Annotated in this window: 14 protein-coding genes; 6 read left to right on the top strand and 8 right to left on the bottom strand. The window is 63.1% G+C overall.

Annotation, left to right across the window (positions count from 1 at the left end):
• Positions 1-160 precede the first annotated feature (160 nt).
• The 3 genes from HJ536_RS00575 to HJ536_RS00565 all read left to right on the top strand — a co-directional run bounded on the left by HJ536_RS00575 (position 161) and on the right by HJ536_RS00565 (position 4,697).
• Positions 161-850: a helix-turn-helix transcriptional regulator gene (locus HJ536_RS00575; RefSeq protein WP_177156335.1), complete on the top strand. Its 690-nt coding sequence runs from the start codon at positions 161-163 to the stop codon at positions 848-850.
• Between the two features lie 95 nt (positions 851-945).
• Positions 946-2,211 (top strand): diaminopimelate decarboxylase, encoded by a 1,266-nt coding sequence (lysA, locus tag HJ536_RS00570; protein WP_176852950.1) that lies wholly within the window; start codon positions 946-948, stop codon positions 2,209-2,211.
• Positions 2,212-2,249: 38 nt separating this feature from the next.
• Positions 2,250-4,697, top strand: coding sequence for a DUF4175 domain-containing protein (locus HJ536_RS00565; RefSeq protein ID WP_177156334.1), 2,448 nt, complete (start codon positions 2,250-2,252; stop codon positions 4,695-4,697).
• Positions 4,698-4,705: 8 nt separating this feature from the next.
• On the opposite strand, the gene HJ536_RS00560 is transcribed toward HJ536_RS00565, so the two are convergent.
• Positions 4,706-5,620 (bottom strand): zinc-ribbon domain-containing protein, encoded by a 915-nt coding sequence (locus HJ536_RS00560; RefSeq protein ID WP_177156333.1) that lies wholly within the window; start codon positions 5,618-5,620, stop codon positions 4,706-4,708.
• Between the two features lie 163 nt (positions 5,621-5,783).
• Here HJ536_RS00560 and HJ536_RS00555 point away from each other — a divergent pair, with 163 nt between their 5' ends.
• From HJ536_RS00555 to HJ536_RS00545, 3 genes are read left to right on the top strand one after another with little or no spacing between them, the layout of a single operon-like run.
• Entirely contained in the window at positions 5,784-6,458 is a 675-nt protein-coding gene (locus tag HJ536_RS00555; protein WP_176852953.1) for an ATP-binding cassette domain-containing protein, read from the top strand.
• On the top strand, positions 6,455-7,357 hold the full coding sequence (locus HJ536_RS00550; protein ID WP_177156332.1) for a cell division protein FtsX: 903 nt from the start codon (positions 6,455-6,457) through the stop codon (positions 7,355-7,357). The genes HJ536_RS00555 and HJ536_RS00550 overlap by 4 nt, the downstream gene beginning before the upstream one ends.
• Entirely contained in the window at positions 7,358-8,095 is a 738-nt protein-coding gene (locus HJ536_RS00545) for a lysophospholipid acyltransferase family protein (RefSeq protein WP_176852955.1), read from the top strand. It begins immediately after the preceding gene.
• Between the two features lie 161 nt (positions 8,096-8,256).
• On the opposite strand, the gene HJ536_RS00540 is transcribed toward HJ536_RS00545, so the two are convergent.
• The 7 genes from HJ536_RS00540 to sucD form a co-directional block, all read right to left on the bottom strand.
• Positions 8,257-9,132, bottom strand: coding sequence for a bifunctional helix-turn-helix transcriptional regulator/GNAT family N-acetyltransferase (locus tag HJ536_RS00540; protein WP_177156331.1), 876 nt, complete (start codon positions 9,130-9,132; stop codon positions 8,257-8,259).
• 129 nt (positions 9,133-9,261) lie between these two features.
• Positions 9,262-10,650, bottom strand: coding sequence for a dihydrolipoyl dehydrogenase (lpdA, locus tag HJ536_RS00535; protein ID WP_177156330.1), 1,389 nt, complete (start codon positions 10,648-10,650; stop codon positions 9,262-9,264).
• A 104-nt stretch (positions 10,651-10,754) separates the two neighbouring features.
• Positions 10,755-11,165, bottom strand: coding sequence for an MAPEG family protein (locus HJ536_RS00530; RefSeq protein ID WP_176852958.1), 411 nt, complete (start codon positions 11,163-11,165; stop codon positions 10,755-10,757).
• Position 11,166: 1 nt separating this feature from the next.
• A complete protein-coding gene (locus tag HJ536_RS00525) occupies positions 11,167-11,448 on the bottom strand; it encodes a hypothetical protein (RefSeq protein WP_177156329.1) in 282 nt (93 codons plus the stop codon).
• A 3-nt stretch (positions 11,449-11,451) separates the two neighbouring features.
• On the bottom strand, positions 11,452-12,954 hold the full coding sequence (gene odhB / locus HJ536_RS00520; RefSeq protein WP_177156328.1) for a 2-oxoglutarate dehydrogenase complex dihydrolipoyllysine-residue succinyltransferase: 1,503 nt from the start codon (positions 12,952-12,954) through the stop codon (positions 11,452-11,454).
• 4 nt (positions 12,955-12,958) lie between these two features.
• The gene (locus HJ536_RS00515; RefSeq protein WP_177156327.1) at positions 12,959-15,922 is read right to left on the bottom strand and encodes a 2-oxoglutarate dehydrogenase E1 component; all 2,964 of its coding nucleotides are present in this window, start codon (positions 15,920-15,922) and stop codon (positions 12,959-12,961) included.
• A 99-nt stretch (positions 15,923-16,021) separates the two neighbouring features.
• Positions 16,022-16,906: a succinate--CoA ligase subunit alpha gene (gene sucD, locus HJ536_RS00510; protein ID WP_176852962.1), complete on the bottom strand. Its 885-nt coding sequence runs from the start codon at positions 16,904-16,906 to the stop codon at positions 16,022-16,024.
• Positions 16,907-17,231 lie beyond the last annotated feature (325 nt).

The following is a 17,231-nucleotide window of genomic DNA, read 5'->3' as shown; positions in this document are numbered from 1 at the left end:
GCGACGGGGTATTTTTACCAAGAAAGAGGAAGCGGGCGCGCGATAGCGGGGCCCGCTTTTTCTATGGGGGAGGGTATCCGCTCGGTCGTTTCGGGATGGTCGAATGGAGGCGTTTGTTTTCCATGGGCTCCGTGCAACCATTCCGCAATTGGGGGAGCACATGCACCAGAAAGACCGCCTGATCCGCATCATGAAGGTTCTGCAAAGCCAGAGCGCGCCCATCGCGGCCGAGGATCTGGCGCGGGTGGTCGGTGCGCCGGAGCCTTTGCTGGCCGAGGATATTCGCGTTCTGGTGCGCCGGAAAATCCCCGTGCACGGGGATGCCGAGCGGGGCTATCTGCTGGAGCAGGCGCGCGAGGCGTTTACCCTGACGCTGACATTGGACGAGATGGAAGCGGCGCTGATGGGCGCGGTCTGGGCGGTCGAACGGGGGGACCCGACGGTTGCGACGGCGGCGCGGATGGTGGTCGCCAAGCTGGCGCGGCATCTGCCAGAGGAATTGCGCCCTGTTATTTTAGAAAGCGAACGTCAGGCGGTGGCCAAGCTGCCGACCTATGACGGGCGGATGATGCGCCAGGCGCTGCGCACGCGGGCCAAGGTCCGGATGCGGTATCGGGGGCTGAAGGGCGAGGTGACCTCGCGCATTGTGTGGCCTTTGGTGATTGCCCATGCGGACGAGGTGCGGGTGCTGGTTGCGTGGTGCGAATTGCGAGAGGGCTTTCGCCATTTCACACTGGACCAGATCGAGGCGATCGACGTTCTGGATGCGCGCTATCCGACGCGGCGGGACAAATTGCTGGCCGATTGGCGCGAGTATCAGGAGCGGACCGGCCATCGGGCCAATGTGTGACGCCTTTTAAGCGGATTTGACGCGGGCGCGATTGCAGTGCGCGGTGCCAGCCCCTAAAAGGCGGCGCAACGTATTGCCGCAAAGGAGGCTGGCCCATGGATCATTTCCTGTACCGCGAAGGCGCACTGTTTGCCGAGGATGTGCCGGTTTCCGAGATCGTCGCGACCGTTGGCTCGCCGGTCTATATCTACTCGACCGCGACGCTGGAGCGTCACTTCAAGCTGTTCGACGAGGCGCTGGAGGGGACCCCTCATCTGGTGTGCTACGCGATGAAGGCGGCGAGCAATCAGGCGATCCTGAAGACTTTGGCGGCGTTGGGCGCGGGCATGGACGTGGTGTCGGGCGGTGAATATGCGCGCGCCAAGGCGGCGGGTGTGCCCGGTGATCGCATCGTGTTTTCCGGCGTGGGCAAGACCGATGAGGAAATCCGCGCCGCGCTGACCGGCGGCATTCGCCAGTTCAACGTGGAATCCGAGCCCGAGATGCGCGCGATTGACCGTGTGGCGCAGTCCTTGGGGGTTGTGGCGCCGATTACTGTGCGCGTGAACCCCGATGTGGACGCGAAGACCCACGAAAAGATCGCCACCGGCAAATCCGAGAACAAATTCGGGATTCCGATCGCCAAGGCCCGTGCGGTTTACGCCGAAGCCGCCGCGCTGAAGGGGCTGAAGGTTGTGGGCATCGACGTGCATATCGGCAGCCAGTTGGTGGATCTGGAGCCCTTCCGTCTGGCGTATCGCAAGGTGGCCGAGCTGACCGAGGCGCTGCGCGAGGACGGTCACGAGATCACCCGTCTGGATTTGGGCGGCGGTCTGGGCATTCCTTATCAGCGCGGGAACGAGAACCCGCCGCTGCCGATGGAATACGGCGCGATGATCAAAGAGGAACTGGGTCATCTGGGCTGCGAGATCGAGATCGAGCCGGGTCGTCTGATCGCGGGCAACGCGGGCATTCTGGCCAGCCGGATCATCTATCTGAAAGAGGGCGAAGGCCGTGAATTCATGATCGTCGATGCGGCCATGAACGATCTGGTGCGCCCCGCCATGTACAGCGCCCACCACGACATTATCGCCGTGACCGAGCCCGAAGCGGGCGCCGAGCAGCAGCCCTATGACATCGTGGGGCCGGTGTGCGAATCGGGCGATACCTTTGCCAAGGGCCGTATGATGCCCAAGCTGTCCGAGGGCGATCTGATCGCCTTCCGCAGTGCAGGGGCGTATGGCGCAGTCATGTCCAGCGAATACAACACCCGTCCCCTCGTCCCCGAGGTTCTGGTGAAAGGTGATCAATTCGCTGTCATTCGTCAGCGCCCGACGTTTGACGAAATCATAAATCGCGATAGCATCCCCGAGTGGCTCTGAGGCATCCTGCCCGGAGTGAGGAACTCCGGGCGAGGTGTATGGCGGCTCAAGACCAGCTACCCAAAGCAATCCGCAAACCGTTGGCACTGACTTGGGCCGGCCTGTGGGCAGAGCGTTTGACGCATGCCTTCTGGCCCGTCTGGTCGGTGCTGTTCGCATTCGCGGGCCTGATGATGTTTGGCGTCATGGGGGCGTTGCCGTTCTGGTGGCAGGTCGGGGTTGCTGGCGTGGTGCTGGCGACTGTGGCGGTGTTTCTGGTGCTGGGTCTGCGGCGGTTTCGCCGGCCGGTGCGCGAGGATGCGCTGCGGCGGCTGGATGCGACTTTGGCGGGCCGCCCGATCGCAGCGCTGCGGGACCGTCCCGCCATTGGGCGCGGAGATCCGGCGTCCGAGGCCCTGTGGCAGGCGCACCTGGAGCGGATGGCCGAGCGGGTGCAAGGTGCCCGCGCCGTGCCGCCCGAGCTGAGCCAGCGCAAGCGCGACCCTTATGCGCTGCGCTATGTGGCCTTGGTGGCAGTGGCGATGGGGCTCTTGTTCGGGTCCTTTGGCCAGATGGGTGCGCTGACGGACCCTGCGGGCACCGGTGCGGCGCAGGCCGCCGGGCCCAGTTGGGAAGGGTGGGTCGAACCGCCCGCGCATACCCGCCGTCCGGCGATCTATTTGAACGATATTCCTTCGGGCAAGCTGGAGCTGATGCAGGGCAGCCGCGTGACCGTGCGCCTGTACGGTACCGGCGCGGGGATCGAGGAAACTGTTAGCGGGCAGGCGCCCGAGCAGGTTTTGACGGCGGTAGACACCCCCGTTCAGACCCGCGAGATGGCGGTGACCCAGTCGGGAACGCTTGAGATTACCGGCGAGAATGGCCGTGTGTGGCAGGTGGCCTTGCGCCCCGACGCGCCGCCGACCGTCTCGCAGGACGGGGAGTTGGAGGTCACCCCCGAGGGCGAGATGTCGCTGCCGTTCTGGGCCGAGGATGACTATGGCGTGGAAACGGGCGGGGCCGAAGTGCGGCTGGATCTGGCGGCGGTAGACCGGCGCTATGGCCTGACGATCGACCCCGAGCCGCGCGATCCGGTGCGTCTGGACTTGCCGCTGAGCTATTCGGGGAACCGTCAGGCCTTCCGCGAGGTGCTGCGCGAGGATTTTTCCAAGCATCCGTGGGCCAATCTGCCGGTGCAGGTGGTGCTGACGGTGCAGGACGCGACCGGACAGCAGGGGCATTCCGATATTCTGGCGTTTACGCTGCCGGGGCGGCGGTTCTTTGATCCGGTGGCTCGCGCGGTGATCGAGGCGCGGCGTGATCTGCTGTGGAACCGCGCCAATGCGGGGCAGATCAGCCAGTTGATGAAGGCCGTGACCTGGCAGCCCGAGGATCTGTTCCGCGACATGACGCGGTACGAGACGCTGAAGGGCATTCTAGCGCGGCTGGATGAGGGTGGCCCCACGATGGACGACGCGACCCGCGACGGGTTGGCCGAGGACCTGTGGGCGTACGCTCTGGAATTGGAAGATGGCGATCTGGAGGATGCCCGCGAGCGGATGCGGCAGGCTCAGGAACGGCTGAGCGAGGCGATGCGCAACGGCGCCAGCCCCGAAGAGATCGAGCAGTTGATGCAGGAATTGCGCGACGCGACCCGCGATTTCATGAAGGAACTGGCCGAACGCGGGGGCGAGGAAACCGACGACGACGCGCAGTCGAACGCCAACCAGATGGAGCTGAGCCAGAACGATCTGGCCGAGATGATGGACCGCATCCAGCAGCTGATGAACGAAGGCCGCATGGCCGAGGCGCAGCAGCTCTTGGACCAGTTGATGCAACTGATGGAGAATATGGCTGTCCAGAAAGGGCAGGGCGGTCAGGGGCAGCAGGCCTTGGATCAGCTGGGGGATACGCTGCGCGACCAGCAGGAACTGTCGGACGAGGCGTTCAACGAATTGAACCGCCAGCAGGGCGACGAAGGGCAGCAGGGGCAGAGCGATCTGGCCGACGAGCTGGCCAAACGGCAGAAATCCTTGCGCCAAGAACTGGATCGCCAGCGGCGCGGCCTGCCCGGTGCGGGCACCGAAGAGGGCGATTCTGCGCGCCGTAGTCTGGACGATGCAGGACGCGCGATGGATCAGGCCGAGGAGGCCCTGCGCGACGAAAATCTGGGTGAGGCGATCGACCGCCAGTCCGAAGCGATCGAGCGGATGCGCGAAGGGATGCGCAGCCTGAGCGAGGCGCTCCAGGGCGACCAGCAGCAGGGTCAGCAAGAGGCTGGCGGCCAGCAGGGGCAGGGCAAACCCACCGGCGAAGGGCGTCAGGATCCCTTGGGGCGGCGCGAGGGCAACGGCGCCCCCATGGGCACCGAGGACAACCTGCTGCAGGGCGAGGACGTGTACCGCCGCGCCGAAGAGCTGACCGAGGAAATCCGTCGCCGGTCCGCAGAAACGGACCGACCGGAAGAAGAGCGGGATTATCTGAACAGATTGCTGGACCGGTTCTAAGCCGGCCCTCAGCCCTCTTTGGCTTCGGAACTGAAGCCGTCGAGCCAGCCTGCGGCGCCGCGCACCTTGGTGTCGAGCCACACGCGGACCGAATCAACTGATTCGACATAGCTGGCCAGCGCAGGCGCGGCCGAGGGCAGGGACTGCGACAGGGCGTCTGCCTTGACGTAGAACATCGCGAACAGCAGCGCGAAAATCAGCGACAGGAAGAAACCCGAGCGGAAGCCGCGTTGGGCAACCTCTTCGGGGTCTTCCATCAGCTCACCGGGGGTGCGGACCGAGCGGACCTCGCGTTTGCGCAGGGTCGAGTTGATATCCTCGACGTCGGGCAGCAGATCGCGGCGGGATTTATGCTCTGGCTCGGGGTTCGCATCGGCGGCTTCGGCAACCATTGCGGCCTCTTTCGCCTCTTTTTCGCGCAAAGAGGGGATGTCGGCGGGGATGATGCGCTTGCGGACGGGCTGATCGAGGCCCAGTTCCGGCTGGCTTTCCAGACCAGCATCGGCGCGGGCGCGGCGCTCTGCCTCGTACTCGGCCTCTTGGCGCAGAACCTCGCGGACCATGGGGTCCAGTTCGCGGCGGGGCAGGCCACCGGCGGCGGTGGCACCCATCGCAGCGTCCATGGGGACGTCGATTTCGGTGGTTTCTTCCTGCTCCAGCCGATCCAGAAACTCCTCGGGGGAGAGGTCGTTTTCATCGACTTCGGTGTCATCCTCGGGGGAATCTTCGGGTTCTTCGGCGAAATCGGCCATGTCGAGCGGGATTTCGTCGTCCGCAGGGATAGAGTCGTCGGCCTGCCAGTCGGCGGGCATCTGGAACCAGGTGTGGGCGCAGTTCGAACATTGCACGTCACGTCCGTCGTCCGGAATCACGTTATCCGGGACTTCGTATTGGGCGTCGCAGTTCGGACAGGTTAGCCGCATCTGTTCCTCGTTCCGGCAGCAAATCGCGCCATAGGTGAGTTATCATTTCCAGTTCGTTGTAATCCTTGTCGAAACGAAGGCAAAGTCAATGATTGCCGTGCATTGCAACACTCTACAGCTTACGGCAAAAAGCATAGAAAGCTGATAAAACGAGGGGCAAACGGTGATCGAGCTGGACAACATGGCTTACAGCTATGGCGGGGGCGAGCTGCTGAGCGGCGTCTCGTTGCAGTTGCAGCCGGGCGCGTTCCATTTTTTGACGGGGCCGTCGGGGTCGGGAAAGACCACTTTTTTGCGCCTGTGCTACGGGGATCTGACCGCCACAGCGGGGGCGGTGCGCCTGTTCGGGAACGATGTGCGCGACCTGAGCCGCGATGATCTGGCCATTATGCGCCGCCGGATTGGCGTGGTGCATCAGGATTGCCAGTTTCTGGATCACCTGCCGCTGTATGAAAATATCGCGCTGCCGCTGACGGTGTCAGAACAGGGTGGCGTCGAAGAGGCCCATTTGCGCGAGCTAATTCAATGGGTTGGCCTGGCCAAGCGCGCCCGCGCGCTGCCGCCGGAATTGTCGGGCGGGGAACGGCAGCGGGCCGCGCTAGCGCGGGCGATCATCATGTCGCCGGATGTTATTCTGGCGGACGAGCCCACGGGCAACGTGGATTGGGAGATGTCCCAGCGCCTGCTGACCCTGCTGATCGAGCTGAACCGTCTGGGCAAAACCGTGCTGATTGCGACCCACGATCTGGCGCTGATCCGTGCGGCCAAGTCACAGGTTCAGGCGCGGGTGCTGCGCATCGCGAACCGTAAACTGCAGTTTGCGGGAGCCGATCTATGAACCCGATTCAATACGTGATGTCGATTCTCGAGGCAGATACGCAGGCCGATCGCGTGGTGCCTCCGACCGGTCATACGGTGCGGCTGACGCTGTTTTCTGCGGCGGCGATGGCCTTTCTGGCGGTGTTCGCGATGGCGCTGTCGATGGCCACAGGGCGCTTGGCGGTAAGATGGGGTGACGAATTGGCGCGGTCCTCGACCATCCGCATCTCGGCGCCCGCAGCCCAAGAGGCGGCCCAGACCGAGGCCGCCCTGCGCGTTTTGTCCACCACACCCGGCATCAAGAGCGCCCGCGCGCTGACCCCCGAAGAGGAACAAGCCCTGCTGGAGCCGTGGTTCGGCAACGGGGTGCTGCTGTCCGCGCTGCCTGTCCCCCAGCTGATCGAGGTGATCGAAGAGGGGGACGGCTATGACGTGAACGGCCTGCGCCTGCGTCTTCAGGCCGAGGTGCCGGGGGCCACGCTGGACGACCATTCCCAGTGGCGCAAACCCTTGATCCGCGCGGCCTATAGCTTGCGGCGGCTGGGGACGCTGTCTTTGCTGCTGATTGGCGGGACGATGGCGGCGATCATTACGCTGGCGGCGACGGCGGCTTTGGCGGCGAACGGGCAGGTGATCCGCGTGCTGCGGCTGGTCGGGGCGACCGACAGCTACATCGCCAGCGCCTTTGTCCGGCGGTTTACCCTGCGGGCGCTGATTGGCGGGGTGATTGGCACTGTGATCGGGATGGGCGCGGTGTTCCTGTTGCCCGGCGCCCAAGCCGAAGGCGGTTTTCTGACCGGTCTGGGATTTCAGGGGTGGCAATGGCTGTGGCCGCTGATTATCCCCCCGATGGGGGCTGTCGTGGCCTTCTTTGCGACCCGCGGGGCCGCAATGCGCACATTGAGGGGGTTGCGGTAAATGGCTAAGGCATTCCAGTGGATCCGGTCCATCCTGTTCGTCATCCAGATGTACATCATGCTGCCGGTGATCGGGCTGATCTACTTGCCTTGGGCTCTGGTTGACCGCAAAGGCGCCTATGGCGGCATTCATGGGTATTGCCGCTGGGTGCGGTGGACGGCGGGCTGGATGATCGGGCTAAAGACCGAAATCCGCGGCCAAATTCCCACCGGCGAGGTCATCGTGGCCTCCAAGCACCAGAGCTTTCTGGACATCATCATGATTGCGAGCGTGCTGCCTCAGCCCAAGTACATCATGAAGCATTCGCTGCGCTACACGCCGGTTCTGGGCTGGTACGCCAGCCGTATCGGCTGTGTCGCCGTCGAGCGGGGCAAGCGCGCCGAGGCCATGCGCAAGATGGTCAAGGACGTCAAACACGGGGTCATGCCCGGTGGCCAGCTGGTGATTTACCCCCAAGGTACCCGCGTCGCGCCCGGTGTGGACGCGCCCTACAAGGTGGGGACGGGGGTTCTGTACCGCGAAACCGGCCAGCCTTGTGTGCCGGCGGCGACCAATGTGGGCGTCTTCTGGCCGCGCACGGGCATCTATCGCAAGCCCGGTCTGGCGGTGGTCGAGTTCCTTGATCCCATTCCGCCGGGGGCCAGCATCGACAGCATGATGACTGTGCTCAAGGACATGGTCGAAACCCGCTCGGACGAACTGATGGCCGAGGCTGGCTTCGTCCGGAGCGAGGGCTAACTTTTTTCGGATTTTTCGCGGTTGCAGCGACGGAAGAGTTTTCACCTTTCGTTAAACCTCTTGTCTGACCCACTAGACCCGGTGGGTCGGTCGCACCGCTCACAAGCTTGCTTGTGTTCCAACTTGGCCGGATGGGGCTGATCCTCCCCCATCCGGTTTTTTCATATCCGCTTTTCAAAGAAATGGTCGGGATAGGGGTCATCATTGAAACGGTCGATTTCGGTCCAACCGCTGGTCTGATAGAGGCGCACGGCCTCGGGTAGGGCGCTGTTGGTGTCCAGCCGCAGGGTGCTGATCCCCAGCTCTCGGGCGCGGGTTTCGGCGGCGGTCATCAGACGTTTCGACAGCCCAAGGCCGCGGGCCGAGGGGGCAATCCACAGGCGCTTGATCTCGGCGGTGTCGCCGCCGTGCCCTTTGACGCCGACGCAGCCGATGGGCATCCCGTCAGACATCGCCACCAGAAACGCCCCGCGCGGGGGGATCATGTCGGTGGCTTGGGGATCGCAGGACAGGTTCACGTCAAAGCCGGTTTTGAAGCGCCGTCCCAGTTCGGCGTAGTATTCGTTCAGGCAAAACAGGGATTGGGGGTCGCGGGGATCGCGTTCCTCGATCGTGATGCGGTCTTGGCCTAGGGCGCTGGCGATCAGGTCCATGGCGGCCAGCAGCGCCTCGGGGCGGGGATGGCGGGCGAACAATTCGCTGGCGCGGGTGTTGCTGATCCCCTCGTAGGCGTCGAATTCCGACTGGCCGAGCGGTGTCAGCGCGGCGATGCGGGCGCGGGCGTCGGTGGGGTGGGGGGACAGGGTGATCAGCCCCTCGGATTCCAACTGGCGCAGCAGGCGGCTGAGCAGGCCGGAATCAAGGTTCAGGTACTGGCGCACCTCGGCCACGTCGGTGCGACCATGGCCAATGGCATTGAGCACGCGCGCCGCCCCAAGGGACCGGCCGCGGCCAAGAAAGGATTCGTCCAGTGCGCCGACCTCGGTCGTGACAGAGCGGGCAAAGCGGCGGAATCGGGAGATGGGATCATGGGTCATTTGTCTGACTTAGGTCAGATAAATATATCTGACAAGAGTCAGATAATTGACAGGGGCCCGCTTAGGAGGCCGAAAATGAAAAACCCCCGCGCAGGGCAGGGGTTTTCCGAAGGTCTTTGATCGCAGGGATCAGGCGTGGATTGCGCCGTCGCCGCAGGCCAGAGCCGCTTCGCGAACCGCTTCCGAATAGGTCGGGTGCGCGTGGCAGGTCAGGGCGATATCCTCGGCCGAAGCGCCGAATTCCATCGCAACGCAGATCTCGTGGATCAGGTCGCCCGCCATCGGGCCGATGATGTGGCAGCCCAGAATGCGGTCGGTTTCTTTGTCGGCCAGCAGTTTGACAAAGCCGTCAGCGGCAAAGTTCGCCTTGGCGCGGCCGTTGCCCATGAAGCTGAACTTGCCAACCTTGTAGGCGCGACCTTCGGCCTTGAGCTGCTCTTCGGTGGCGCCAACGCTGCCAACCTCGGGGTGGGTGTAGATCACGCCGGGGATGACGCCATAGTTCACGTGGCCATGCTTGCCCGCGATCACTTCGGCGGCGGCCATGCCTTCGTCTTCGGCTTTGTGGGCCAGCATCGGGCCGGTGATCACGTCACCGATCGCGTAGATGCCGGGCACGTTGGTCTGCCAGTGGGCGTTGGTCTTGATCTGGCCGCGTTCGGTCATCTCGACACCCAGTTCGGCAAGGCCCAGACCGTCGGTGAAGGGCTTGCGGCCGGTGGCCACCAGAACGACGTCCGCATCGAGGGTATGCTCGCTGTCGTCTTTCTTGAGCTTGTAGGTGACTTTGGCTTTGTTCTTGGCCTTTTCGACGCCTTGAACGGCGGCACCCAGAACAAAGTTCAGGCCCTGTTTTGCCAGCAGTTTCTGGAAGGTGCGCGCAACCTCGAGGTCCTGACCGGGGGTGATGCCGTCCATGTATTCCACGACGGTCACTTCGGCACCCAGACGCTTGTAGACCGAGCCCAGTTCCAGACCGATGACGCCTGCGCCGATCACAACCATCTTCTTGGGGATCTTGGGCAGCGACAGCGCGCCGGTCGAGGACACGACGATCTCTTCGTCGATCTCGATGCCGGGCAGGGTGGCCACAGCCGAGCCGGACGCGATGATGATGTTCTTGGCTTCATAGACTTCGTCGCCGACTTTGACTTTGCCAGCTTCGGGGATCGAGGCCCAACCCTTGAGCCAGTCAACCTTGTTCTTCTTGAACAGGAACTCGATGCCCTTGGTGTTCTGGCCGATCACGTCGCCCTTGTAGGACTGCATCTGGTCCCAATCGACGGTCGGGGTTTTGCCCTTGAGGCCCATGGCCGCAAAGTTGTGCTCTGCTTCGTGCAGCTGGTGGGTGGCGTGCAGCAGCGCCTTGGAGGGGATGCAGCCCACGTTCAGGCAGGTGCCGCCGAGGGTTTCACGACCCTCGACACAGGCGGTTTTCAGGCCGAGCTGTGCGGCGCGGATGGCCGAAACATAGCCGCCGGGTCCGGCGCCGATCACGATGACGTCGTAGGATGCCATTTTCGAAGTTCCTTTCTGGTGGTCGAGGCCGGGGGCGCTGCCCCCGGGCCCCCGGGGTATTTTTGCCAAGATGAAGAGGCCTTGGCGGTGTTGGCGGGGCGGGTCTAGACGAGGGCCGAGACCAGCATGATGGTGGTGGCGATGAAGCCGACAGCCCAGATCACCGAGCGCCACGGCACAAGCCCGAAGGCATAGGCGGGCACATAGAGGATGCGGGCCACAAGGTAGATCCACGCGCAGGCGCCGGTCAGGGCGGTCGATTGGCCCGACAGGGTGATCACGACGCAGGCGATGGAAAAGAGGATCAGACCCTCGAAGTGGTTATTAAGGGCGCGGAACAGGCGGCCGGTGCGGGGGGAGACCTGTTCGATCAACGGTTTGCCAAGGCGCTCCGGATCGCGGGGTCCCATCGTTTTGCCGGGGCCGAGTTCGAGGTTCGCAGGAACGGACATCAGGACGAACTGGACGACCTGTAGCAGGGCGGCGAGGGTGAGGACTGTGAGTTCGGTCGTCATCTCATTCACCATGAGGCGTTTCAGTGTTTTCCTGCCCCATCAGGGCGCGAACCAGAATGATTACCAGCGGTATCCAGCCTGTGTAGGTGACTATCGCTGCCGCCAAAGCAAGAAGGCCGGCCTTGCCGTGCGGGTCTTGCAGTGCAGTCGATAGCTGGAAGCCGAAGCTGGCGTAGAAAAAGAAAGATACGAGGTAAAGAAAGAGCCAGCCCGCGAAGTTATTTAGTGTCGGCGTCAACATTCCGGAGAACGTCTTCTGCCGCTTCGCGGGCTGGCCCGTCATTTATTACAGATCCATCAGCAGACGGCGGGGATCTTCGAGTGCTTCTTTGACGCGGACGAGGAAGGTCACAGCGCCTTTGCCGTCAACGATGCGGTGGTCATAGGACAGCGCCAGGTACATCATCGGACGGATGACGATCTGACCGTTCACGACCATCGGACGATCCTGGATCTTGTGCATGCCGAGGATACCCGACTGCGGGGGGTTCAGGATCGGCGAGGACATCAGCGAGCCGTAGACGCCGCCGTTCGAAATGGTGAACGAACCGCCCTGCATTTCGGCCATCGACAGCTTGCCGTCACGTGCGCGCTTGCCCTTTTCGTTGATCTCTTTTTCGATCTCGGCAAAGGACTTCTGGTCCGCGTCACGGATGACAGGCACAACCAGACCCTGGGGGGTGCCGGCCGCGATGCCCATGTGGACGTAGTTCTTGTAGACGATGTCGGTGCCGTCGATCTCGGCGTTGACCTCGGGGACCTCTTTCAGAGCGTGGCAGCACGCCTTGGTGAAGAAGGACATGAAGCCCAGACGGACGCCGTGTTTCTTCTCGAAGAGGTCTTTGTACTCGTTGCGCAGTTCCATCACGCCGGTCATGTCCACCTCGTTATAGGTGGTCAGCATTGCGGCGTTGTTCTGCGCGTCTTTCAGACGGCGCGCGATGGTCTGACGCAGACGGGTCATTTTCACGCGCTCTTCGCGCGATGCGTCGTCTGCAGCAACGGGGGCGCGGGGTGCAGCGGCCGGTGCGGGCGCGGCCTTGGCGGCGGCGGCAACAGCGGCGGCAGCAGCGGCCACGTCTTCTTTCATGATGCGACCGTCACGGCCGGTGCCCTGAACCTGAGCAGCGGTCAGGCCAGCCTCTGCCATTGCCTTTTTGGCGGCGGGGGCGTGCTCGACATCCTTGGCGCCCGATGCAGCGGCAGGAGCGGCTGCGGCAGGTGCTGTGGCGGGGGCAGCTGCGGCTGCGCCTTCGCCCGATGCGATGACACCCAGCTTGCCGCCAGCTTCGACGGTGGTGCCTTCGGCGAACAGGATCTCGGTCAGAACGCCAGCTGCGGGTGCGGGCACTTCGACCGATACTTTATCGGTTTCCAGCTCGCAGAGCATCTCGTCCTGAGCAACGGTGTCGCCGACCTTTTTGAACCAGGTCGAAACGGTGGCTTCGGTCACGGATTCACCTAAGGTCGGGACCATGACGTCAACCGAAGCGGCAGCCGCTGCGGGGGCAGCCGCGGGGGCGGCTGCTTTGGGGGCGGGGGCTGCTGCCTCGCCCGAGGCGCTGATGTTGGCCAGCAGAGCGTCAACGCCGACGGTCTCGCCTTCGGCAGCAACGATCTCGGTCAGGACGCCAGCGGCGGGTGCGGGAACCTCGACGGTGACCTTGTCGGTTTCCAGTTCGCACAGCATTTCGTCAGCCTCGACACGGTCGCCAGGTTTCTTGAACCAGGTGGCAACGGTTGCCTCGGTCACGGATTCACCCAGGGTGGGAACGCGGACTTCAGTCATTTGCTTACTTTCCTTCGATGGTCAGCGCCTCGTCCACGAGCGCCGCTTGTTGTGCTTTGTGTTGCGATGCCAGACCCGTTGCGGGCGACGCGCTTGCTGCGCGGCCTACGTAACGGGGACGGCCGTGCGTTGCCTTGATCCGGCGCAAGACCCACTCGATGTTGGGCTCGATAAAGGTCCAGGCGCCCTGGTTCTGGGGCTCTTCCTGACACCAGATCATCTCTGCGTGTGGGAAACGCTCCAGTTCCTTGACCAGCGAGATCGCCGGGAAGGGGTAGAACTGTTCGATACGCAGCAGGTACACGTCGTTGATGCCACGTGCGTCACGCTCTTCGAGCAGATCGTAGTAGACCTTGCCCGAGCACATCACCACGCGCTTGATATCCGCATCTGCGGCCAGCTGGGTGGTTGAGTTGCCGCGTTCCGCATCGTCCCACAGGACGCGGTGGAAGCTGGAACCAGTGGTGAAGTCCTCGGCCTTGCTGACGCAGAGCTTGTGGCGCAGCAGGGATTTCGGGGTCATCAGAACCAGCGGCTTGCGGTAGCTGCGGTGCATCTGGCGACGCAGGATGTGGAAGTAGTTCGCCGGGGTCGAGCAGTTCGCCACGATCCAGTTGTCCTGACCACACATCTGCAGGAAACGCTCCAGACGGGCCGAGCTGTGCTCGGGGCCCTGACCTTCGAAGCCGTGGGGCAGAAGGCAGACCAGACCCGACATACGCAGCCACTTGCTTTCGCCCGAGCAGATGAACTGGTCGAACATGATCTGAGCGCCGTTTGCGAAGTCGCCGAACTGGGCTTCCCACATGGTCAGCGCGTTGGGTTCTGCCAGCGAGTAGCCGTATTCAAAGCCCAGAACCGCGTATTCCGACAGCATCGAGTCGATGACTTCGTAGCGTGCCTGACCTTCGCGGATGTTGTTCAGCGGGTAGTAACGCTCTTCGGTGGTCTGGTCGATGAAGGCCGAGTGACGCTGCGAGAACGTACCACGGGTCGAGTCCTGACCTGCCAGACGAACGGGGTAGCCCTCGGTCAGAAGCGAGCCGAACGCCAGTGCCTCGCCGGTGGCCCAGTCAAAGCCTTCGCCGGTGGCGAACATCTGCGCCTTGGCGTCCAGCTGACGGGCAACGGTCTTGTGGATGTCCACGGACGCGGGTGCGTGCACCAGCGACTTGCCGACCTCTGCCATGGTCTCGGGCTTGATGGCGGTTTTGCCGCGCTGGTACTTTTCGCCCTGCTTGTTCAGGTGCGACCAGCGGCCGTCCAGCCAGTCAGCCTTGTTGGGCTTGTAGGTCTTGCCGGTTTCGAACTCGTCGTTCAGGTGCGCCTGGAACTGCGCCTTCATATCCTCGATTTCGCCTTCGGGGATCAGGCCGTCCTTGACCAGACGCTCGGTGTACAGGGACAGAGTGGTCTTGTGCGACTTGATCTGCTTGTACATCTGCGGGTTGGTGAACATCGGCTCGTCGCCTTCGTTGTGACCGAAGCGGCGGTAGCAGAAGATGTCCAGAACAACGTCTTTGTGGAACTTCTGACGGAACTCGGTCGCAACCTTGGCCGCGTGAACCACAGCCTCCGGATCGTCGCCGTTCACGTGGAAGATCGGCGCCTCGACCATCAGAGCGATGTCGGTGGGGTAGGGGGACGAGCGCGAGAAGTGCGGCGCGGTGGTGAAGCCGATCTGGTTGTTCACCACGATGTGCATGGTGCCGCCGGTGCGGTGACCGACCAGACCCGACAGACCGAAGCATTCCGCCACAACGCCCTGACCTGCGAAGGCCGCGTCGCCGTGCAGCAGGATCGGCAGAACCTGAGTACGCGCCTTGTCACCCAGCTGTTCCTGTTTCGCGCGGACCTTGCCCAGAACAACGGGGTTCACGGCCTCGAGGTGCGAGGGGTTCGCGGTCAGCGACAGGTGAACGCTGTTGCCGTCGAACTCGCGGTCGCTCGATGCGCCGAGGTGGTACTTCACGTCACCCGAACCGTCGACGTCCTCGGGCTTGAAGCTGCCGCCTTGGAATTCGTTGAAGATCGCGTGGTAGGGTTTGCCCATCACGTTGGCCAGGACCGACAGACGGCCGCGGTGAGGCATACCGATAACGATGTCACGAACACCCAGCGCGCCACCGCGCTTGATGATCTGTTCCATCGCGGGGATCAGCGCTTCGCCACCGTCGAGGCCGAAACGCTTGGTGCCCATGTATTTCACATGCAGGAACTTTTCGAAGCCTTCGGCCTCGACCAGTTTGTTCAGGATCGCGCGGCGGCCTTCACGGGTAAAGGTGATTTCCTTGCCGTAGCCTTCGATGCGCTCTTTCAGCCATGCGGACTGCTCGGGATCCGAGATGTGCATGTACTGCAGGGCAAAGGTGCCGCAATAGGTGCGTTTGACGATGTCCACGATCTGGCGCATCGACGCGACCTGAAGGCCCAGAACGTTGTCGATAAAGATCGGACGATCCATGTCGGCTTCGGTGAAGCCGTACGCTTTGGGGTCCAGCTCGGGGTGGGGCTCACGGCCGTGCAGACCTAGCGGATCCAGGTCGGCAGCCAGGTGGCCACGAATACGGTAGGCGCGGATCAGCATCAGCGCGCGGACGGAGTCGAGAACAGCGCGTTTCACCTGCTCGTCGGAAATCTCTACGCCCTTTTCGGCGGCTTTGGCTTTGATCTTGTCGCCAGCGCCTTTGACTTCTTTGGCAGCTTCCGGCCATTCGCCGGTCAGAGCCCAGACGTTGTCGCCTGCGGGCAGCGGCGGCCAGTCGGTGCGGCCCCACGAGGCGCCTTGGGCCTCTTTCTTGACTTCGACTTCCCCATCACCGAGGGCCGCAAAGAAAGCCTGCCAGGATTCATCTACGGAATTCGGGTCAGTGGCATAACGGGCGTAAAGCTGTTCGATGTATTCAGCATTGTGCCCTTGCAAGAAGCTCGAGGCATGGAACTGGTCGTTCGGGGATTGGTCGGTCATCGCTGCACCTGAGTTAGGTTGGACCCGCCCGAGGCGTCCCTCGGGCGGGCTGATGGGTTCAGCCGGACCCGCAATGTGCAGCAGGTCCGGTACAAGGGCTTATTTGCCGATTGCTTTCAGCACGGCTTCGCCGAGACCGGCGGGGCTGTCAGCGACAACGATGCCAGCCGACAGCATGGCTTCGATCTTGTCTTCTGCGCCACCTTTGCCGCCTGCGACGATCGCACCGGCGTGGCCCATGCGGCGGCCAGCAGGAGCGGTACGGCCAGCAATGAAGCCAGCGGTGGGCTTCCAACGGCCTTTTTTCTTTTCGTCGGCCAGGAACTGTGCCGCTTCTTCTTCGGCCGAACCACCGATTTCACCGATCATGATGATAGACTGGGTTTCGGGGTCTGCCAGGAACATTTCCAGCACGTCGATGTGCTCGGTGCCCTTGATCGGGTCGCCGCCGATGCCGACTGCGGTAGACTGGCCGAGGCCCGCGTCCGAGGTCTGCTTCACAGCTTCGTAGGTCAGGGTGCCCGAACGCGACACAACGCCGACCGAGCCACGCTTGTGGATGTGGCCGGGCATAATGCCGATTTTGCATGCATCGGGGGTGATGACGCCGGGGCAGTTCGGGCCGATCAGGCGCGATTTGCTGGTTTCAAGCGCGCGCTTCACCTTCATCATGTCCAGTACCGGGATACCTTCGGTGATGCAGACGATCAGTTCCATTTCCGCGTCGATGGCCTCGAGGATCGAGTCCGCTGCGAACGGCGGGGGAACGTAGATCACGGTCGCGTTTGCTTCGGTGACGTGCTTGGCTTCGTGGACCGAGTTGAACACGGGCAGGCCGAGGTGCTGCGAGCCGCCTTTGCCGGGGGTTACGCCGCCGACCATTTTGGTGCCGTAAGCGATCGCCTGTTCCGAGTGGAAGGTGCCCTGCGAGCCGGTAAAGCCCTGACAGATGACCTTGGTGTTTTCGTCGATGAGGACTGCCATGTTGTTGGCTCCTAAGTTTTTCTACGAAACGGTCCGGATGGTTCCGAACCCTTGTTACATCTGGCGCCGGGTAGAGCGCGACCATTTCCTGACCAAGGTTCCGGGAATGGGGCCCGGTCAGGACTGGTTTTTCACTCTCTACCCTACACTCAGTGAGTGGTTATTCGGGTGCGCAGGCTCGGCCGTCCGTAGTTTGGATCAGCAATGTACCTGCGGGGCAGCTAAGAGGGCCGTCCGAACCCGATGCGATTGGTCCTGGGGCTGCATCTGCGGGTATGCCTGCCAGAGGCGCGGGGCGGTCGCCCTCGTTATACCCGATGAAGTC

The sequence above is a fragment of the Donghicola mangrovi genome, from assembly GCF_013377535.1.
Taxonomy (GTDB): domain Bacteria; phylum Pseudomonadota; class Alphaproteobacteria; order Rhodobacterales; family Rhodobacteraceae; genus Donghicola; species Donghicola mangrovi.
This window is presented reverse-complemented; position numbering and strand designations above follow the sequence as displayed.